This window comes from Chitinimonas prasina, from assembly GCF_030160395.1.
Lineage (GTDB): Bacteria > Pseudomonadota > Gammaproteobacteria > Burkholderiales > Chitinimonadaceae > Chitinimonas > Chitinimonas prasina.
Window position 1 is genome coordinate 1,201,356 of record NZ_BSOG01000001.1, and the last position, 18,282, is coordinate 1,219,637.

At 63.1% G+C, this 18,282-nt stretch carries 18 protein-coding genes and 1 other RNA gene; 7 read left to right on the plus strand and 12 right to left on the minus strand.

Features of this window, described 5'->3' with window-relative positions; translation table 11 throughout:
* Positions 1–83: 83 nt before the first annotated feature.
* From QQK16_RS05580 to ylqF, 8 genes are all read right to left on the minus strand, one after another.
* A complete protein-coding gene (locus QQK16_RS05580) occupies positions 84–887 on the minus strand; it encodes a sulfite exporter TauE/SafE family protein (RefSeq protein ID WP_284195438.1) in 804 nt (267 codons plus the stop codon).
* Positions 884–1,351: an EVE domain-containing protein gene (locus tag QQK16_RS05585; protein ID WP_284195439.1), complete on the minus strand. Its 468-nt coding sequence runs from the start codon at positions 1,349–1,351 to the stop codon at positions 884–886. Before QQK16_RS05585 ends, QQK16_RS05580 begins: the two co-directional genes overlap by 4 nt.
* 152 nt (positions 1,352–1,503) lie before the next feature.
* On the minus strand, positions 1,504–2,079 hold the full coding sequence (locus QQK16_RS05590) for a 5-formyltetrahydrofolate cyclo-ligase (protein WP_284195440.1): 576 nt from the start codon (positions 2,077–2,079) through the stop codon (positions 1,504–1,506).
* 27 nt (positions 2,080–2,106) lie between these two features.
* Positions 2,107–2,287: non-coding RNA, 6S RNA (gene ssrS / locus QQK16_RS05595), on the minus strand.
* Between the two features lie 28 nt (positions 2,288–2,315).
* Positions 2,316–2,624, minus strand: a complete 309-nt coding sequence (locus QQK16_RS05600) for a cell division protein ZapA (protein WP_284195441.1) — start codon at positions 2,622–2,624, stop codon at positions 2,316–2,318.
* The gene (locus QQK16_RS05605) at positions 2,621–2,836 is read right to left on the minus strand and encodes a DUF904 domain-containing protein (RefSeq protein WP_284195442.1); all 216 of its coding nucleotides are present in this window, start codon (positions 2,834–2,836) and stop codon (positions 2,621–2,623) included. Before QQK16_RS05605 ends, QQK16_RS05600 begins: the two co-directional genes overlap by 4 nt.
* A gap of 31 nt (positions 2,837–2,867) precedes the next feature.
* On the minus strand, positions 2,868–3,734 hold the full coding sequence (locus tag QQK16_RS05610) for a helical backbone metal receptor (RefSeq protein WP_284195443.1): 867 nt from the start codon (positions 3,732–3,734) through the stop codon (positions 2,868–2,870).
* Complete coding sequence (ylqF, locus tag QQK16_RS05615) at positions 3,731–4,660, minus strand: ribosome biogenesis GTPase YlqF (RefSeq protein WP_284195444.1); 930 nt, start codon at positions 4,658–4,660, stop codon at positions 3,731–3,733. Before ylqF ends, QQK16_RS05610 begins: the two co-directional genes overlap by 4 nt.
* A gap of 149 nt (positions 4,661–4,809) precedes the next feature.
* Between ylqF and QQK16_RS05620 the strand changes: the two genes are divergently transcribed.
* Complete coding sequence (locus QQK16_RS05620; protein ID WP_284195445.1) at positions 4,810–5,313, plus strand: TlpA family protein disulfide reductase; 504 nt, start codon at positions 4,810–4,812, stop codon at positions 5,311–5,313.
* Between the two features lie 179 nt (positions 5,314–5,492).
* Positions 5,493–6,029: a DinB family protein gene (locus QQK16_RS05625; protein ID WP_284195446.1), complete on the plus strand. Its 537-nt coding sequence runs from the start codon at positions 5,493–5,495 to the stop codon at positions 6,027–6,029.
* Positions 6,030–6,113: 84 nt separating this feature from the next.
* Here QQK16_RS05625 and QQK16_RS05630 read toward each other — a convergent pair whose 3' ends face one another.
* The gene (locus QQK16_RS05630) at positions 6,114–9,626 is read right to left on the minus strand and encodes an indolepyruvate ferredoxin oxidoreductase family protein (protein ID WP_284195447.1); all 3,513 of its coding nucleotides are present in this window, start codon (positions 9,624–9,626) and stop codon (positions 6,114–6,116) included.
* A 320-nt stretch (positions 9,627–9,946) separates the two neighbouring features.
* On the opposite strand from QQK16_RS05630, the gene QQK16_RS05635 reads away from it, so the two are divergent.
* Both QQK16_RS05635 and QQK16_RS05640 read left to right on the plus strand, forming a co-directional pair.
* Positions 9,947–10,813: an alpha/beta hydrolase family protein gene (locus tag QQK16_RS05635; RefSeq protein ID WP_284195448.1), complete on the plus strand. Its 867-nt coding sequence runs from the start codon at positions 9,947–9,949 to the stop codon at positions 10,811–10,813.
* A 70-nt stretch (positions 10,814–10,883) separates the two neighbouring features.
* Positions 10,884–12,914 (plus strand): NADPH-dependent 2,4-dienoyl-CoA reductase, encoded by a 2,031-nt coding sequence (locus QQK16_RS05640; RefSeq protein ID WP_308446984.1) that lies wholly within the window; start codon positions 10,884–10,886, stop codon positions 12,912–12,914.
* A 185-nt stretch (positions 12,915–13,099) separates the two neighbouring features.
* Here QQK16_RS05640 and QQK16_RS05645 read toward each other — a convergent pair whose 3' ends face one another.
* The gene (locus tag QQK16_RS05645; RefSeq protein ID WP_284195449.1) at positions 13,100–13,399 is read right to left on the minus strand and encodes a DUF962 domain-containing protein; all 300 of its coding nucleotides are present in this window, start codon (positions 13,397–13,399) and stop codon (positions 13,100–13,102) included.
* Between the two features lie 152 nt (positions 13,400–13,551).
* Between QQK16_RS05645 and QQK16_RS05650 the strand changes: the two genes are divergently transcribed.
* The 3 genes from QQK16_RS05650 to QQK16_RS05660 all read left to right on the plus strand — a co-directional run bounded on the left by QQK16_RS05650 (position 13,552) and on the right by QQK16_RS05660 (position 15,269).
* On the plus strand, positions 13,552–13,929 hold the full coding sequence (locus tag QQK16_RS05650) for a hypothetical protein (RefSeq protein ID WP_284195450.1): 378 nt from the start codon (positions 13,552–13,554) through the stop codon (positions 13,927–13,929).
* A gap of 183 nt (positions 13,930–14,112) precedes the next feature.
* Positions 14,113–14,889, plus strand: a complete 777-nt coding sequence (locus QQK16_RS05655; RefSeq protein ID WP_284195451.1) for a BPSS1780 family membrane protein — start codon at positions 14,113–14,115, stop codon at positions 14,887–14,889.
* Positions 14,886–15,269 (plus strand): diacylglycerol kinase, encoded by a 384-nt coding sequence (locus QQK16_RS05660; protein ID WP_284195452.1) that lies wholly within the window; start codon positions 14,886–14,888, stop codon positions 15,267–15,269. The genes QQK16_RS05655 and QQK16_RS05660 overlap by 4 nt, the downstream gene beginning before the upstream one ends.
* Before the next feature lie 444 nt (positions 15,270–15,713).
* On the opposite strand, the gene QQK16_RS05665 is transcribed toward QQK16_RS05660, so the two are convergent.
* Both QQK16_RS05665 and fba read right to left on the minus strand, forming a co-directional pair.
* The gene (locus QQK16_RS05665; protein WP_284195453.1) at positions 15,714–16,862 is read right to left on the minus strand and encodes a methionine aminotransferase; all 1,149 of its coding nucleotides are present in this window, start codon (positions 16,860–16,862) and stop codon (positions 15,714–15,716) included.
* 275 nt (positions 16,863–17,137) lie between these two features.
* Positions 17,138–18,202 carry a class II fructose-bisphosphate aldolase gene (gene fba, locus QQK16_RS05670; protein ID WP_284195454.1) on the minus strand — a complete coding sequence of 355 codons (1,065 nt, stop codon included), beginning with the start codon at positions 18,200–18,202 and terminating at the stop codon, positions 17,138–17,140.
* Positions 18,203–18,282: the final 80 nt, after the last annotated feature.

Here is an 18,282-nt window from a genome sequence, read left to right on the forward strand (position 1 = left end):
CACCAAGCAGCAAACGGCCCGGCTGACCATCAAGTCAGGCTGGGCCGTTTGCTGGTTGCAGGTGCCGAATCCATAAGGGGTGCTCAGTAACCCAGCAGACCTAACAGCATCTTGCTGGCGATGATGATAAGCAGGGCGGCAAAACATTTCTTCAGCGTGGCTACCGGCAGCCGGTGAGCCACCGCTGCACCCAGGGGGGCCATCAGCACGCTGGCCACCACGATGCCGGCCAGCGCCGGCAGATAGACGAAACCCAGGCTCCAGGGCGGCAGGTGATCCAGCCCTGCGCCGTTGACGGCATAGCCCAGCAGGCCCCCCACCGCGATGGGGAAACCCAGCGCGGCCGAGGTGCCCACTGCCGTCTGCAGCGGCACATTGCACCAGCTCATGAAGGGGACCGACAGCGAGCCGCCGCCTATGCCGACAAAGGCCGACACGCCACCGATCAGCCCACCTGCGGTACTGAGGCCCGCCGCACCCGGCAACTGCCGGCTGGGCTTGGGTTTGTAGCCCGACAGCATCTGCGCCGCTACCAGGTAGGCAAAGGCCACGAAAAACCACTTCAGCCACAGGCTATCGACTTGCGCTGCCAGCCAGGAACCCGCAAAAGTGCCCAGCGCCAGGCCCAGCCCCATCCGCTTGACGGTAGCCCACTGCACGGCTCCCCGGCCATGATGGGCCCGCACGCTGGAAAGCGAGGTGAACACGATGCTGGCCAAGGAGGTGCCCAGCGCCAGATGCAGCGTGTGCTGGGGCGGAAAACCATGCTGCTCGAACACCCATATCAGGGCCGGCACGATGATCAGGCCACCGCCCACCCCCAGCAGGCCCGCCAGAAAGCCGGCCGCACAGCCGGTGGCCAGGAAGGCCAGCAGGGTCAGGCTCATGCAGGCTCACCCAGCAGCGCCATGACGGCCCGCCAATGGCTTGGCTCAACCGGGGTGATGGAGAGGCGATTGCCACGCGCCAGCACCAGCATGCCATCCAGAGCCGGAGCCGCCCGCATGTCGGCCAGACTGAGGAAGCGGGTCTTCCTGACCAGGCGCACATCCACCTGCTGCCAGCGTGGTTGGGCGGGGGTCGACTTGGGGTCGTAATAGTGATGGGCCGGGTCGAACTGGGTGGGGTCAGGGTAAGGGCCGGAGCATACCTCGGCAATGCCTGCTATGCCCGGCACGGCGCAGCCGGAATGGTAGTACAGCACCTGATCGCCCTGGCGCATCTGGTCGCGCATGAAGTTACGGGCCTGATAATTGCGGACGCCATACCAGCCCACGGTCTGCCCGGGCATGGCGGCCAGATCGTCGATACTCACGTCGTCAGGTTCGGCTTTCATCAACCAGTAGGCCATGGGCTTGCTCCACCGTCAAAACCCGCAGTCTAGAGCCAGTTGGGGACGTGCCACCAGATGCAGTGACCATTTCTGCAGTCCGGCCGCCCCGCTGTATACCGTTGTGGCCATGCTGGTGGTCCGTATTGGAGCGATAAGACTCAGAGTGGCGCTTAAGCGCGGTACAGCGCAGCCTCGCTGACCACCCCATCCAGCGGCGCATCATGGGGCTCGCGCGGTATGGCGGCCACCCGCTGGCATTCGAAGCCCACGCCCCACAGCCTGGGTTTTTTCCATTGCTGGCGATGGGCGCGGAAGGCAAACGTGGTGTCGTAATACCCACCACCCTGCCCCAATCGCCCGCCCTGGGCATCAAAACCCACCAGCGGCAGCAGCACCATGTCCAGCGCGCGGGCGCTGATCAGCTTGCGGGCGTGGTACTCACGTATGCCATAGCGGTTGCGGCGCCACACGCCCTGCGGGTCGGCCAGGGCAGCAAAGCGCATGCGGCGGCCACGGCGCGGTACCACCGGCAGGTAGACTGCCACGCCACGCGCTTGCGCCAGGCTGATCAAGGGTGCCAGGGAAAGTTCCGAACCCAGCGCCACATAGGCAGCCAAGCGCATGCCGCGCCTCAGCAGGGGCCGCAAGCGGGCGGACACCAGGCGCTCGGCCCGCTCGCGCTCGGCAGCGGGCACGGCCATGCGCCGCCGGCGCAATTGGCGGCGGAGCGTGGCTTTGTCGGTCATGGGTGGGGTCTGCAAGGGCGGGGAATGGGGGTCCCCGCGGGCGCCGTTCCGGCTCTCATCTTGAACCTAACGGTTCAAGTGGTCGCAAGCGGCACGCCTTCAGGTGCATCGGATGAACGATGCGCACAACAGGCGCGGCCAGCCATACAACCCGGGTCAATATATTGGTTCAAAGAATATAGAGCCGGAACAAACGCCGCAGGGAAACTGGAAAATCTGCGGAGGAGACGCGGGGCCTAGAACAACTGTTGCTGTTCCTTCAGCGCCTCGTCGATAGTCTCCTGCATGTGGCCGATTCTACGCCTAAAGTCGGCTACGTCAAAACCGCCTGCAATTCGGGTGCCCATGAACTCATGCGCGATATTGAGTGCAGCCATGATGGCGATCTTGTCCACCCCCATCACATTACCGCTATCGCGTATCTCGCGCATGCGCCTGTCCACGAAGGCAACTGCCTCCATCAGGGCCACTTCTTCTTCGGGCGGACAGGCCACCCGGAACTCGCGCCCCATGATGGTCACGTCCAGTTGCTTGGCCTCGCTCATTCGGCTTCCTCCTGCTCATCGACCAGCGGCAGCTGGCCCAGCAGTGCTTCCACACGGGTCTTGGCCCCCTCCACCTTCTCGTTCAGGCGGCGGTTGTCATTCTTCAGCGTCAGCACCGTCTTGCGTAGCTCGACGTTCTCGCTGCGCAGCTGCTGGCACAACATGGCCAGGGTCTTGATGCGGTCTTCCAGGCTGTTGAGTTCGGCTTCCATGGCGTTCCGGGCTGATGTCCTGCGGCAAATTCTAGTCGATTTTTGCGGGCGTGGCCCGCCGTAGCGTATCCAGCCGGCTGCACAAGGCCGTGGCAGCCGCCAGGAGGCGCGGCCCTGGGCGGCCCAAGGTATCGGGCTCAACGCTCAGGTAGGCCGGCTTGAACGGCAGCTTGCGCCATTGCCCTAGCCATTGCTCGGCAGCAGCCGAATCAGCCAAGGCCACCACGGCATCGGGCCGCATGGCCAGCAGTGATTCGGAAGACAGCAAGGGCACGGCAGCGCGCTCGGTGCCAAAGGGATTACGGGTGCCACAGGCGCGGAACACCGCTGCCACGAACTGCTGGTCGTTCACCGTCATGGCCGGTTCATGGCCTACCTGGGGCACCACCCTGAGTATGGCGCTGCCGGCATAGCGCTGCTCCAGGCTGCGCCAGGCGGATTCAAACTGCTGCGCCGCCAGATCGGCCTGCCCAGCCAAGCCGGCCAGCTTGCCCAAATCACGCATGGCGGCGGGTATGGCCGACACCCTGGCCGGCTGGCTGGCATATACGACGATACCCAGCTCTCGCAGCCGCGCCGTCGCCTGACCAGCCTGCGGGCCTTCCCAGGCCACGACCAGATCAGGCCGCAAGGCCACGATGCTCTCTACATTGAAGGCGCCATACAGCCCCACGGCCGGCAGCCGGGTGGCCGCCTGCGGGTAATCGCTGGCACCGTCGCGGCCCACCAGCTTGCCGCCGGCACCGATGGCATAGAGCAGCTCGGTGGCATGGGGGCTGAGGCTGACGATGCGCTGGGCCGGCTGGGCCAGCTGTACGGTCTTGCCGGCGTCGTCCTGCACGGTCACGGCCGCCAAGGCCGGCAGGCACAGCAGCCAGGCCAGCCAGGCCCGCTTCACGGTTGCGCCTCGTCCAGGGTACCGGCCTGGGCATCCGGCACACCCAGGTGGGCGTCGGGCTCGTCCTCACCCAGGTCCAGGTCCAGGCTATCGGCCGGCCGTTCCAGCGAGATGCGGCCCAGGGTGGCAGCACGGAAGTCGGTCAGTATGCGCTCGGCCGCTTTCTGCGCATCGATGCGGTTGCCCGATTGTACGCAACCGAGCGCACGGGCAGCCTGCTCGAACAATACATCGCCCGGTGCGGCCAGGTCGGGCAGCTTGTAGCGGCCACGTATCACCTCGGGATAATGCAGCGCCAGCCAGCCCATGGCATACCAGGCCACCTCCTCGGCATCAAAGGCATTGCGGCCTATGGTGCCCGACAGCGCCAGCTTGTAGCCGTCGTTGTTGGAGGCAATCTTGGGCCACATCATGCCGGGGGTATCGACCAGGATGGTGCCGTCGGGCAGCTCGATACGCTGCTGCGACTGGGTCACGCCCGGGGTATCGGCCACCTTGGCCAGCTTGCGCTTGGCCAGGGCATTGATGAGGGTGGACTTGCCCACATTGGGCACGCCCAGGATCATGGCCCGCACCGGCTTCTCACCACCAGTGCGATGCGGTACCAGCTGGCGGCAGGCAGCCAGCACCTTGGCGGTATCACGCAGCTTGCCGGCCTCGTCCATGGTCAGCACGGCCGTATTGGCCTCCTGCTTGAAATGCTGCACCCAGGCGGCGGTCACCTTGGGGTCGGCCAGATCGGCCTTGTTCAGTATCTTCAGGCTGGGCCGCTGCCTATGCACCCGCAGCTCATGTATCAGCGGGTTGGTGGTGATCCGGGGCAGCCGGGCATCCAGCACCTCGATCACCATGTCCACCTTGGCCATGGTCTCCGCGATCTGCTTCTTGGCCTTGTTCATATGGCCGGGGAACCACTGGATCGCCATAGCTGTGCTCGTCTCGTTTCAAAGGGCGCGGATTATAACGCCGGCAGCGAAAGCACCGGAAAATCAATACAATACCGCCTTTCGCAACTTTAGCAGGCTCTGGCGCTCTATTGCGCCATGATCCAGCATTCCGCGGTACATTCCCAACCATGAAACCCCTCGTCAAACTGGGCCTGGGCCTGGCTATCGCCGGTGCCATCGCCACCTTCTTCTTTGCCGACAACCTGGGCCGCAGCGCCGCCCCAGCCGTGCAATACACCTCGCTCAAGGGCGAACAGCTCAGCCAGGCCAGCCTGAAGGGCAAGGTGGTACTGGTGAATTTCTGGTACCCCAGCTGCGTGGGCTGCGTCAGCGAGACCCCCAAGCTGGTCGCCACCCACCACAAATTCAAGGGCCGCGATTTTGCTACCGTAGGCGTGACCATGAATATCGACCCGCCCCAGGTCATCAACGCCTTCGCCGAGCGGTTCCAGATACCCTATTTCATCGCCCTGGATATCGACGGCAGCATCGCCCAGCGCTTTGGCGACGTCAGGCTGGCCCCCACCAGCTTCCTGATCGACAAGCAGGGCCGCATTGTCCGCCGCTACCTGGGCGAACCCGATTTCGAACAGTTGCACGCCCTGATCGAGGAAAAACTCAAGGAAAGCTGAACGCCGGTGGCGAGGCATCTGTCCTAGCCCTAAGTGACTGCAATGCCCGATTGGTACGGGCGTTCCAAGCTGACAAACGGCCGCTTATAGCGGCCGTTTGGTTATGGCCTTGTGGCGAGCAGCACCTATGCTCATATAACAGGTATTACCGCCACATACCGAGCCTTCCGGAGGATGAAATGATTTCGTGGAAAAACCACTTCCTGTACCAGGCCGACTACCAGCACTGGGCCAGCGACAAGCTGTTCGAAAGCCTGGACAAGCTGTCGGATGAAGCGCGCAAGCGGGATGAGGGGCTGTTCTTCAAAAGCGTGCATGGCACGGTCAACCACCTGCTGGTCACCAACCTGCTGTGGTGGGGACGCCTGCGGGGCGAACCGCAAGATCTGCGACCCGATCAGCAGCTGTACGAAGACTGGCGCGAACTGAAGCAGGCCCTAAAGCAAACCCTGCGCCAAACCCAGCACTGGCTGCAGGCGCAACCGGCCGACTTCTTCGAAGGCGAGCTGCGCTACCGCACCACCTCGGGCAAGGAACACACCCTCTGGGTGCATGACATCCTCACCCATATCGCCACCGACTGCGCCCACCAGCGCGGCCAGGCCTCGGCCGCAGCCACCCGCCTGGGCGCCCCGGCACCGGAGATGGACTACAGCTACTACCGGCGCGAGATGCAGGACAGCCTGGCGAATGCGCGGGTGGCGGCAAACGGATAGCGAGCTGCAGCACGTAGCCAAATAACTTAAAAATGAAGAACGCCACCCCGAAGGGTGGCGTTCTTCATTCCAGGTTCCAGCCTGTCACAGCCTTACCGGTGCCGGCTTGGCCACCGCCGATGCGGGAGCGGCCATGCCCTGATATTGCTTGAGCTTGGCATCCCAGTCGGGCTTGACTGCATCGTAGGCCGCCAGCTTGATATGGCCGTAGCCACGAATCTGCTGGATCAGGCCGACGATATCGGCAGCCTGGGCCAGCTTCTCGCCGGTCAGGCCAGCCAGCAGGGTTTCCAGGCCTTGCTCGAACTCGGTGATCAAGCGGCGTTCCATCTTGCGGTCTTCGGCGTAGCCAAACAGGTCGAGCTTGCCGCCACGCAGGCCCTTCATCTTGGCCAGCATGCCAAACGCGCCCATCACCCAGCCGCCGAGCTTGAACTTCTTGGCCTGGCCGTTCTTGGCCAGCCATTGCAGCCAGGTCGGGCCCAGGCTGAAGTTCAGGGTGTAGCTGCCGTCGAACTGCTCGGCCAGTTGCTTCTTGAATTCGCCGTCGGTGTAGAGCCGCGCTACTTCATATTCGTCCTTGTAGGCCAGTACCTTGAAGTAGGCCCGGGCAGCTGCCCAGGTCAGCAGCTCGGATTCTGGTGCGGCGCGGCGTTCCGCGTTGCGCACCTTGTCCACCAAGGCGCTGTAGCGGGCAGCATAGGCGGCGTCCTGGTACTGGGTCAGGTCGGCCACACGGCGGGCGATGAATTCGTCCAGGGTCTGGTTGGCCAGCTTGATGGCCTCGCGCACCTGCGGGAAGGCGATCTTCTCGACCATGACGCGGTCCACTGCGGCATGGCGGCCCCAGACAAAGGCCTGCTGGTTCATGGCCACGGCGGCGCCGTTCAGTTCGATGGCCTGCATGATGGACTCGCCCGTCACCGGGATCAGGCCCTTCTGCCAGGCAAAGCCGAGCATGAACATATTGGTGGCGATGGAATCGCCCATCAACGCGGTGGCAATCTGGGTGGCATCCACTTGGTCGAAATGCGCCTCGCCCACGGCCTGCTTGACCGTGTTCAGCATGGAGCTCGCGGGGAACTTCATGTCCGGTTTCTTGGTGAAGTCGCCGGTAGCCGCCTCGAAGCCATTGAGCAGCGCATAGGTGTGGTTGTGCCGCATCTTGCCCAGGCAGTCGTTGGTGGCTGTTACCACCATGTCGCAACCCAGCACCACGTTGGCGTCGCCCGCGGCAATGCGCACCGCGTGCAGCTTGCTCTGCTCGCTGGCAAAGCGCAGGTGGGTCGTCACCGCGCCACCCTTCTGCGCCAGGCCGGTCTGGTCCAGCACAGTCGAGCCGATCTCGTCGATGCGGGCCGCCATGCCCAGCACGCCGCCTATGGTGACCACGCCGGTGCCACCCACGCCGGTGACCAGCACGCTCCAGGGGTGATCCAGGCCGGGCAGCACGGGCTCAGGCAGCGCTGGCAGGGTGGCGTAGGCTTCGGCACCCAACTTGGATCGCTTGGGCTTGACCTCGCCTTCCAGCGTGACAAAGCTGGGGCAATAGCCCTTGAGGCAGCTGAAGTCCTTGTTGCAGCTGGACTGGTCGATCTTGCGCTTGCGGCCGTACTCGGTCTCGGCCGGGATGACCGACAGGCAGTTGGACTGCTTGGAGCAATCACCGCAGCCTTCGCACACCCGCTCGTTGATGAACACGCGGCGGGGCGGGTCTATCATCTTGCCGCGCTTGCGCCGGCGACGCTTCTCGGCGGCGCAGGTCTGGTCGTGGATCAGGATGGTGACGCCGGGCAGTTCGCGCAGTTCGCGCTGGATGCGATCCAGCTCTTCACGCGGGTGGATGGTGATGCCGGCGGCGAGGCCGGTCACGCCCTGGTATTTCTCCGGCTCATCGGTGGTGATGATGATCTTGTTGACGCCTTCGGCCTCCAGCTGGCGGGTCAGCATGGGCACCGTGAGCGTGCCGTCCACCGCCTGTCCGCCGGTCATCGCCACGGCATCGTTGTAGAGCAGCTTGTAGGTGATGTTGAGCTTGGCGGCCACGGCCTGGCGTATGGCCAGTATGCCGGAGTGGAAATAGGTGCCGTCACCCAGGTTCACGAACATGTGCTTGGTGTCGGTAAACGGCTGGATACCGGCCCAGGTGACGCCCTCGCCACCCATCTGGCTGAACATCTTGGTACCTGGCGTCACCCACATGGCCATGTAGTGGCAGCCGATACCGGCCAGGGCCAGCGAGCCTTCGGGCAGTTTGGTGGAGGTGTTGTGCGGGCAGCCAGAACAGAAGTAGGGCTGGCGCAGGATGATGTCGCGCGGTTTCTTCAGCGCGTGTTCCTTCTCGTCGAGGAAGCGCAGGCGCTCTTCGATGACCTCGCTGGTATAGAAGCGGGCAATGCGGCTGGCTATCACCTTGGCGATCATGGCCGGGGTCAGCTCGCCTGCAGCCGGCAGCAACCAGTTGCCTTCGGGCAGGGTCCATTCGCCCTTTTCGTCGAACTTGCCGATCACGCGGGGGCGGACTTCCTCGCGCCAGTTGTAGAGCTGTTCCTTCAGCTGGTATTCCAGCACCTGGCGCTTTTCTTCCACCACCAGGATTTCATCCAGGCCCTCGGCAAAGGCGTGGGTGCCTTCGCTCTCCAGCGGCCAGGTCAGGCCAACCTTGAAGATACGCAGGCCGATATCGGCTGCCAGCTTTTCGTCTATGCCCAGGTCGTCCAGCGCCTGCATCACGTCCAGGTAGCTCTTGCCCGAGGTCATGATGCCCAGGCGCGGCTTAGGCGAATCGACCACGATGCGGTTGAGCTTGTTGGCGCGCACATAGGCCAGCACGGCATACAGCTTGTGGTGCAGCAGGCGTTCTTCCTGCTCGAGGGGGGGATCAGGCCAGCGGATATTGAGGCCGCCCTCGGGCATCTTGAAGTCGGTGGGCAGCACTGGCTGCACCCGGTCCGGGTCGATATCGACGATGGCCGACGATTCCACCGTGTCGGAGATCGCCTTGAGCGTGACCCAGCAGCCCGAATAGCGGCTCATGGCCCAGCCGTGGATGCCGAAATCGAGGAATTCCTGCACGCCGGCCGGATTGAGCACGGGCACCATGAAGGCGTCGAAGGCGTGGTCGGTCTGGTGTGGCAGGGTGGACGACTTGGCTGCGTGATCGTCACCGGCAATCAGCAGCACACCGCCGTGCTGGCTGGAGCCCGCTGCGTTGCCGTGGCGAATGACGTCGCCGGAGCGGTCCACGCCTGGGCCTTTGCCGTACCACATGGCAAACACGCCGTCGTAACGGGCGCCAGGGAACAGGCCAACCTGCTGCGAGCCCCACACTGCGGTGGCGCCCAGGTCTTCGTTCACGCCTGGGGTAAAGACGATGCCGTGCGGCTCGAGGTATTTCTTGGCGCGGGCCAGTTCCTGATCCAAACCGCCCAGGGGCGAGCCGCGATAGCCGGAGATAAAGCCAGCGGTATTGAGGCCGGCGGCCTGGTCTCGCTGGTGTTGCAACATGGGCAGGCGCACCAGCGCCTGAGTACCGGTCATGAAGGCGCGGCCCTTGGCCAGCGCGTACTTATCGTTAAGGGAAACGATATTTCCCATGATGTCTCCTTCTTTTGGCTGCAGGCCGCATGCTCGATAGGCTGCGGTCGTGGCTAGCTTCGTTGTAGCTTGTGGCTGGGCGAAGCGGGTTCCTATCGCCATCGTACATGCACACAATGGCGGGTAGGCCTGGCTACGACAACAGCGATGCGCGCGCATTCTAGGCGCTTTTTTGAGCAAATGCTCGGCTTATTTGACGTTAACGTCAATTGCGGGTTTTAACACACCTAGCAAGTGCTCGATTGACTACTTACTAATTAGTAAGTATCTTGCCTATCAAAGACTTGGCGAACAATTATCGTAAGGGTCATGGAGGCAAGATGAGCATCGAATCCACACTGGAAATCCACACTGCTGATGGCTATCCGCTAGCGGCGCGGCTGTATCGCCCTGATGGTGAGGCACGCGGCGTCGTGCTACTGGTTTCGGCCATGGGCGTGCCACAAAGTTTCTATGCGCCGTTCGCCCGTTGGCTGGCCCAGCAGGGTTGGACGGCTCTCAGCTTTGACTACCGTGGCATGGGCGATTCGCGCCATGTGCCGCTGCCCAAGCTGGATATCGACGTCATCGGCTGGGGCCAGCACGACTGCGCCGCCATGCTCGAGTCCGCCCAGGCCCAGGCACCGGGCAAGCCGCTGCTGTGGATAGGCCACAGCCTGGGCGGCCAGTTGCCTGCCTTCACGCCCAACATCAACCAGGCCAGCCGTATCCTGACCATCGCCGCCGGCAGCGGCTATTGGCTGGAAAATGCCTGGGCCCTGAAGCGCCGCGCCTGGCTGCTTTGGTATTTCTTCGCCCCGCTGCTGACGCCGATCTGGGGATATTTTCCTGGCCGTCGCCTCAATATGGTGGGCGACCTGCCCCGTGGGGTGATGCAGCAGTGGCGCCGCTGGTGCCTGCATCGCGATTACGCCGTAGGGGTGGAAGGCGAAGCGGTACGTCAGCGCTTTGCCGCCGTGCGGGCGCCCATCGTGTCGCTGGGTTTCACCGATGACGAAATGATGTCGCAGCGCAATGTGGCCTCACTACATGGTTTTTACACCGGCAGTACACTTAGCCGTCAACGCTATAGCCCGCAGGAGCTGGGCGTCCAGCGTATCGGTCACTTTGGCTTTTTCCGCAAGGAGAACCAGACTGCCCTGTGGCAGAGGCTGATCACCCCCGAACTGACAGCGCTCAGCGCTTGAACTACCTTTGATTGAATCACAGATAAATCGCCGGCCAAGCCCCGGCGCCAACCCTACCGTACTGGAGCCCATGATGTCGCACGCCCGCTACCCCCACCTGCTTGAACCCCTGGACCTGGGCTTCACCACGTTGAAGAACCGTGTGCTGATGGGGTCCATGCATACCGGTCTGGAAGAATCGCCCAATGGCTTCGAGCGCATGGCCGCTTTCTATGCCGAGCGCGCCGCAGGCGGCGTTGGCCTGATCGTGACCGGTGGCGTGGCCCCCAACGAGGCGGGCCGAGTCTATGAAGGTGGTGCCATGCTGCATAACGCCGATGAAGTGGCCCATCACCGCATCGTCACCGATGCCGTGCATCAGGCTGGCGGCAAGATCTGCCTGCAGATACTGCACACCGGCCGCTACAGCTTCCAGCCCAAGCCGGTCGCCCCCTCGCCCATCACCTCGCCCATCGCCTTCTACGAGCCGATCGAGATGACCGACGAGCAGATACTGCAGACCATAGACGAGTTTGCCCGTTGTGCCGAGCTGGCCAAGGAAGCCGGCTACGATGGCGTGGAAGTGATGGGCAGCGAGGGCTACCTGATCAACCAGTTCATCGCCGAGAAAACCAACAAACGCACCGACCGTTGGGGCGGCAGCTACGAAAACCGCATGCGCTTCCCCATCGAGACCGTCCGCGCCGTGCGCGAACGGGTGGGTCGCGACTTCATCATCATCTACCGCCTCTCCATGCTGGATCTGGTGGACAACGGCTCGGTGCTGGACGAGACCATACAGCTGGCCCAAGCCGTCGAGGCCGCTGGCACCACCATCATCAATACCGGCATAGGCTGGCATGAGGCCCGCATCCCCACCATCGCCACCATGGTGCCGCGCGCCGGCTTTACCTGGGTGACCCGCAAGCTCAAGGGCAAGGTCGGCATTCCCTTGGTCACCACCAACCGTATCAATATGCCGGACGTGGCCGAAGAAGTGCTGGCACGCGGCGATGCCGACATGATCTCGATGGCACGGCCCTTCCTGGCCGACAGCGACTGGGTGAAGAAGGCCGAGGAAGACCGTGCCCTGGATATCAACACCTGCATAGGCTGCAACCAGGCCTGCCTCGACCATATCTTCCAGGCCAAGATGACGACCTGCCTGGTCAACCCACGCGCCTGCCACGAGACCGAGCTGAACTACACTCCCACCCAGCAGCAGAAGCGCCTGGCCGTCGTCGGTGCCGGCCCCGCCGGCTTGGCCTTCGCATCGGTCGCCGCCCAGCGCGGCCATGATGTCACCCTGTTTGAATCCGCCAACGAGATCGGCGGCCAGTTCAATGTGGCCAAGCAGGTACCGGGCAAGGAAGAGTTCCACGAGACCCTGCGCTATTTCAAGCGCCGGCTGGACCAGACCGGCGTCAAGATCCGGCTGAACCACCGCGCCACAGCTGCCGAGCTGAGCGACTTCGATGAAGTCATCCTGGCCACCGGCATCGCACCGCGCAAGCTCGACATTGTCGGCATAGACCACCCCAAGGTGCTCAGCTACCTGGACGTACTGCGCCACAAGAAGCCAGTGGGCGAGAAGGTCGCGATCATTGGCGCCGGCGGCATCGGCTTTGATACTGCCGAATTCCTGACCACCGAAGGCGTACCCACCAGCCTGGACGTAGATGGCTTCCTGAAGGAATGGGGTATAGACAAGACACTGACCGAGAAGGGTGGCCTGGCCGCCGCCGGCGTGCAGCCCCACCCCTCGCCACGCAAGGTCTGGCTGTTGCAGCGCAAGAGCAGCAAGGTCGGCGACGGCCTGGGCAAGACCACCGGCTGGATCCATCGCCAGGCCCTGAAGATGAAGCAGGTGGAGATGATCTCGGCCGTGCAGTACGACAAGATCGACGATGCCGGCCTGCATATCCGCATCAAGGACAAGGCCGAGATACTGCCGGTGGACAACGTCATCATCTGCGCCGGCCAGGAGCCGCTGCGCGAGCTGGAAGAGGCCCTCAAGCAGGCCGGCAAGACAGTGCACCTGATAGGTGGTGCCGATGTCGCCGCCGAACTGGATGCCAAGCGTGCCATCAACCAGGGCTCACGCCTGGCCGCGGCAATCTGATCGCAGCACCCTGCCCTTCCCAGAATGTATCTGGCAGCTAAGTACCCCCGGCCCAGTCCGGGGGTTTTTCATAACCGCGCCGACTCACTTAGAGCCTACGTAAAGTCTATTCGCCGCGCACCGGCCAGCAGCTCGCAACCTTGCCGGAGGAAGGGCAAGGCTGCGAAAGGGCTTTATAAAGGCTCTTAGAACCTGATCTGCCCCCGCAGCATCTGCCAAAACATCACCCAGTCGCCCATCAGGCTATAGAGCGGGTGCTTGAAGGTAGCTGGCCGGTTCTTCTCGAAGAAGAAATGGCCCACCCAGGCAAAGCCATAGCCTATGACCGGCAGCAGCCACAGCAAAGCGGCCTGGCCACGCAGCAAGGCGGCCAGCAATAACAGCAGCACCAGGGCGCTGCCGACAAAATGCAGTCGCCTGCAGGTGCGGTTCTGGTGTTCGCCTAGGTAATAGGGGTAGAAGTCCTTGAAGCTGGCGTAGGGCATGGCGCATGCATCCTGGAGGTCGGGTAGCTTGAATGTAGCGCTCAGCGGGGCGGCTGCGCCAGCCCCTTGGATCGGCGATATGGTTTACGCTTCAGGCTTCGAGATCCCCCCACAAAGGCTGAACCGTGCGTTTCCGACAGATGCCGCTGACCATGAAACTGACCCTGCCTATCTGCCTGCTGGTTTGCATCGGCAGCATCGCCCAGGCCCTGCTGACGCTGCCAGCGCTGCTGCTGTTCATGGACCTGGCCCCCGAACCCACCGATCGCCTCGTGCTATTGCTGCCGGTGCTGGGGCTGCTGCTGCTGGCCATGTTTGCCGGCTTCAGTTTTCTGCGCATCCTGTTGCGCCATTCGCTGCTGGTTGCCCGGCTGTTCCTGATGGCGATGTTCGGCCTCTCGGCAGTTGCCCTGCTGCTCACCGCAGTAAGCCAGCTCAGTGGCCTGCTCTGGGGCGCGCTGTGGCTGGCCCTGCTTGCCACGCTGTTCTTTACCCTACCCCGCCATGGCCCCGATGCCGATGCCGGCTAGCGGGCGGGTCAAGCACAAGGCAGGTGAACTGGCGCGCGCCAGGCGCTAGGATGTAGCGTCGTGCAGCCTGCTCCCTGTAGTCAGGCTGTAGCAAGCCTGCCTTAGCATGCGCCTGCCGGCCTTGTCCCTGGCCGACCGCGCTAACGCATCTTCAATGTGATGGTTAACGGGAGTACTACTTGCATGGACAATAGCCTGCCTGTTTTTCGCGTTGTGGCCGCCGGTCGCGGCTGGGACTGGATCGTTCAGGGTTTCGAGCTGTTCAAGCGCAACCCGGGTATCTGGGTGGCGATTACAGTGATCTGGATACTGCTCAACATGGCCGCCAGCATCACGGGTGCCGGTGCACTGGCGGCCCCCCTGTTCGCCCCCGTGCTGCTGGGCGGCATGCTCATAGGCTGTGCCCGGCTGGTGCGCGACCAGGAGCTGGAGATCAACCATCTGTTTGCCGGCTTCAAGCAACCCTTCCTGCCACTACTGGGCGTGGGCTTGGGCCTGCTGGTCGCGCAATGGGCGGTCGCACTGATTGCCGGCATGCTGGCCCTGACGTTCGGGGCCGGTACCTTCCTCAGTGGTGCCACCCTCAGCGGTTCCGCCTCCGAAGCCGCCATCGCGGCCAGTGTGCTGGCCGGTCTGGGCGTCGGCATCCTGGTGGTGATCCTGGTCGCCCTGCTGCTGTATGGCGTGGTGCTGATGGCCTTTACTTTCGCACCCGCCTTGGCGGTGTTGGGCAATGTGGCACCGATTGCCGCCATCCAGAGTTCGTTCAAGGCCGCCTGGGCCAACTGGCGGCCGCTGACCATCGCCGGCCTGATCGCCCTGCCCCTGTGCATCATCGCAGCCATACCGCTGATGCTGGGCTACCTGGTGTTGATACCTGTGCTGATAGGCGCCAGCTACGCAGCCTATCGCGACATCTACCCGGAACTGCCAGAACAACTGGCCGAGGACACCCCGTGAGCCCAACCGAAGAGAGCCCCTTCAAGGGCAAGACCGGCCTGCGCCGATTGATCAACGCCACAGGCTATTCCCTGGATGGCTTCAAGGCCGCCTGGCAGCATGAATCGGCATTCCGCCAGGTCTGTCTGCTGGCACTGGCCGGCATCGGCCTGGCGCTATGGCTGCCGCTACCACACTGGGCCAGGGCACTGATCGTGTTCGCCCACTTTCTCAGCGTGGTGGTGGAGCTACTTAACTCCGCCATCGAAGCCGCCGTAGACCACACCTCGCTGGACCACCACACCCTCGCCAAGCGGGCCAAGGACCTGGGCAGCGCCGCCCAGCTGTTCAGCTTGATCAATATGGCCTGCCTATGGGCGTTTGGCCTGATGAATCTGTGATTGTCGAGCCTGTTATGGACTTAGGTCTGGGATGAGTGATAACGGATTGAGCAGGCGCCAGGGAGACCCTGGCGCTAGACGTCAGCGCAGCCTGATAGCGTAGGCTCTCCCCTTGATTGAATCCACACCCCCCGCCCGCGCCGCCGCGCCGGAAGTCCACGTTGCACGGTGCGTGGAGGGAGCCTCGCTGACGCTCGTTAGCGAGCCTTTCATGGGCTTAAGGCATCTATGGGTGTGGCGCCTGAGCAGGCGCCAGGGGGACCTTGGCGCAGGACGTCAGCTCAGCCTGAACCAGTAGGCTCTCCCTTATTAGAATCCACACCCCCGCCCGCGCCGCCACGCGGGGGCCTCGCTAGCGCTCGTTATGTGAATGAGCTGCAACGCCTGCTACCGACTCTGGTCACCGCTGGGCGGTGGCGGGCAGTGCAGGCGCAAGGATTGCAGTTAGCGCAGCCCGGCCAGTCGGCTGATGGCGGCATCCAGTGTTTGCTGCTGCTTGGCGAAGCAGAACCGCACAATATGGTGGTCTCGCCCATCGGCATAGAAAGCCGATACCGGGATGCTGGCCACGCCGTGTTCGCGGGTCAGCCATTCGGCAAAGGCCAGCTCGCCCAGATCGGGCCGGATGGCGGAATAATCGACCAGTTGGAAATAGGTGGCGGCACTGGGTAGCAGGGTGAAGCCCGCCGCCTGCAGGCCTGCCGCCAGGTGATCGCGCTTTTGCTGGTAGAAGACCGCCAGGCCCTGCCAGGAGGCCGCCAGCTGTAGATGTGCTGCCAGGGCGTGCTGCATGGGGGTGGAGACGGAGAACACCAGGTACTGGTGCAGTTTGCGGAATTCCGCCATCAAGGCTGGGGCGGCCACGCAGTAGCCCACCTTCCAGCCGGTGGCGTGGAAGGTCTTGCCGAAGGAGTACACAGCAAAGCTGCGTGGACGTAGCTGCGGGTGGCTGAGTACGCTGGAGTGCTGCTGGCCGTCGAACACCAGGTGCTCGTACACCTCATCGCTGAGTACCAGCAGATCATGCTGTTCGGCAATGCCGGCCAGGGCATCGAGATCGGCGCGGGAGAAGATGCTGGTGGCCGGATTGTTGGGGTTGTTGACGATGATCAATCGGGTGCGCGGGGTCACGGCAGCAGCCACGGCCTGCCAATCCACAGCGAAGTGGGGTGGCGCCAGGCTGACGCGGACCGGCACCGCACCCTGCGCCACAATGGCGGGCGCATAACTGTCGTAGGCCGGCTCCAGGATGATGGCCTCGTCACCCGCCCGCAGCACTGTGCCAATGGCGGTGTACAGCGCCTGGGTGGCACCAGCGGTGATGGTGATCTCGCGCTCAGGGTCGACCAGCAGGCCAGCGCTGGCTTCGAACTTGTGGGCGATGGCCTGGCGCAGCAGTGGCAGGCCTGGCATGGGGGCGTACTGATTGTGCCCGGCCTGCAGCGCAGCGTTGACGCCGTTCAGCAATGCGGCATCGCAGGCGAAATCTGGAAAGCCCTGCGACAGGTTGATGGCACCGGTCTCCGCCGCCAGCGCACTCATGCGGCTGAAGATGGTAAGGCCGAGATCGGGGAACTTGGACTGTAAGGGCATGACGGCTGGGCCTTTGGGTAGCGACCCAACCATGCTGCCCGTGCTTGGGGCTACTGCCAAATAGCCATTGGCAATGAGCTGAAAACCGTCTGCACCAAGGCAGTGCGCGTATCCGGCGCCACAAAGAAAAACCCCGCGCAAGGCGGGGTAAGTCTTTCGAAAGTACCGCTTTCTCGGGCGGCGGCAAACCGAATCAAGCTCACGCGTATATTCTCAGATACGACTAAATTCTGATAGTTCAGTATAGTCTTTCAAAACAAGATTTTATTGCTTTATTATTTTACCACAGCTGCCAGCTCTCCGCGCTTGTAAAGATCGGACATCTTCTCCATGGAGATCGCCTTGATCTTGCTGGCCTGGCCGGCGCAGCCAAACGCTTCGAAACGGGCCTTGCAGATATCCTTGGCCGCGCTGGTGGCTTCCTTGAGGAACTTGCGCGGGTCGAACTCGCTCTTGTGCTGGGCCAGGAAACGGCGAGTAGCACCGGTCATGGCCAAGCGGATGTCGGTATCGATATTGATCTTGCGCACGCCGTACTTGATGCCGGTGACGATCTCCTCCACTGGCACACCATAGGTCTCCTTCATCTCACCGCCAAACTCGCGGATGATGTCCAGCCACTCTTGCGGTACCGAACTGGAGCCATGCATAACCAGGTGGGTATTGGGGATGCGGGCGTGGATCTGCTTGATGCGCTCGATGGCCAGAATGTCGCCAGTGGGCTTGCGGGTGAACTTGTAGGCGCCGTGGCTGGTGCCAATGGCAATGGCCAGGGCATCGACCTGGGTGCGCTTGACGAAATCGGCAGCCTCATCCGGATCAGTCAGCAGTTGATCGTGGGTCAGCACGCCTTCGGCACCGTGGCCGTCTTCCTTCTCGCCCATGCCGCTTTCCAGCGAACCCAGGCAGCCCAGCTCGCCTTCCACGCTCACGCCGATGGCGTGGGCCATGTCCACCACGCGACGGGTCACGTCGACGTTGTAGTCATAGCTTGATGGGGTTTTGGCATCTTCCAGCAAGGACCCGTCCATCATCACGCTGGAGAAGCCCGAGCGCATGGCCTGGATACAGACGGCGGGCGAAGCACCATGATCCTGGTGCATCACGATGGGAATGTGCGGGTAGGCTTCGGCCGCAGCCAGGATCAGGTGGCGCAGAAAGGCTTCGCCAGCGTATTTGCGGGCACCGGCCGAGCCCTGCATGATCACCGGGCTGTTGCACTCGTCGGCGGCCTGCATGATGGCCTGGACCTGCTCCAGGTTGTTCACGTTGAAAGCCGGCAGGCCGTAACCGTTTTCGGCGGCGTGGTCGAGCAGCTGGCGCATCGAGACGAGGGACATAGTTCACTCCAAGAACAATGGGTGCCAAAAGGCAGTGGTTTGTGCGGGATTTTAGCAGGCTTGTAGCACTGTAATCTCGA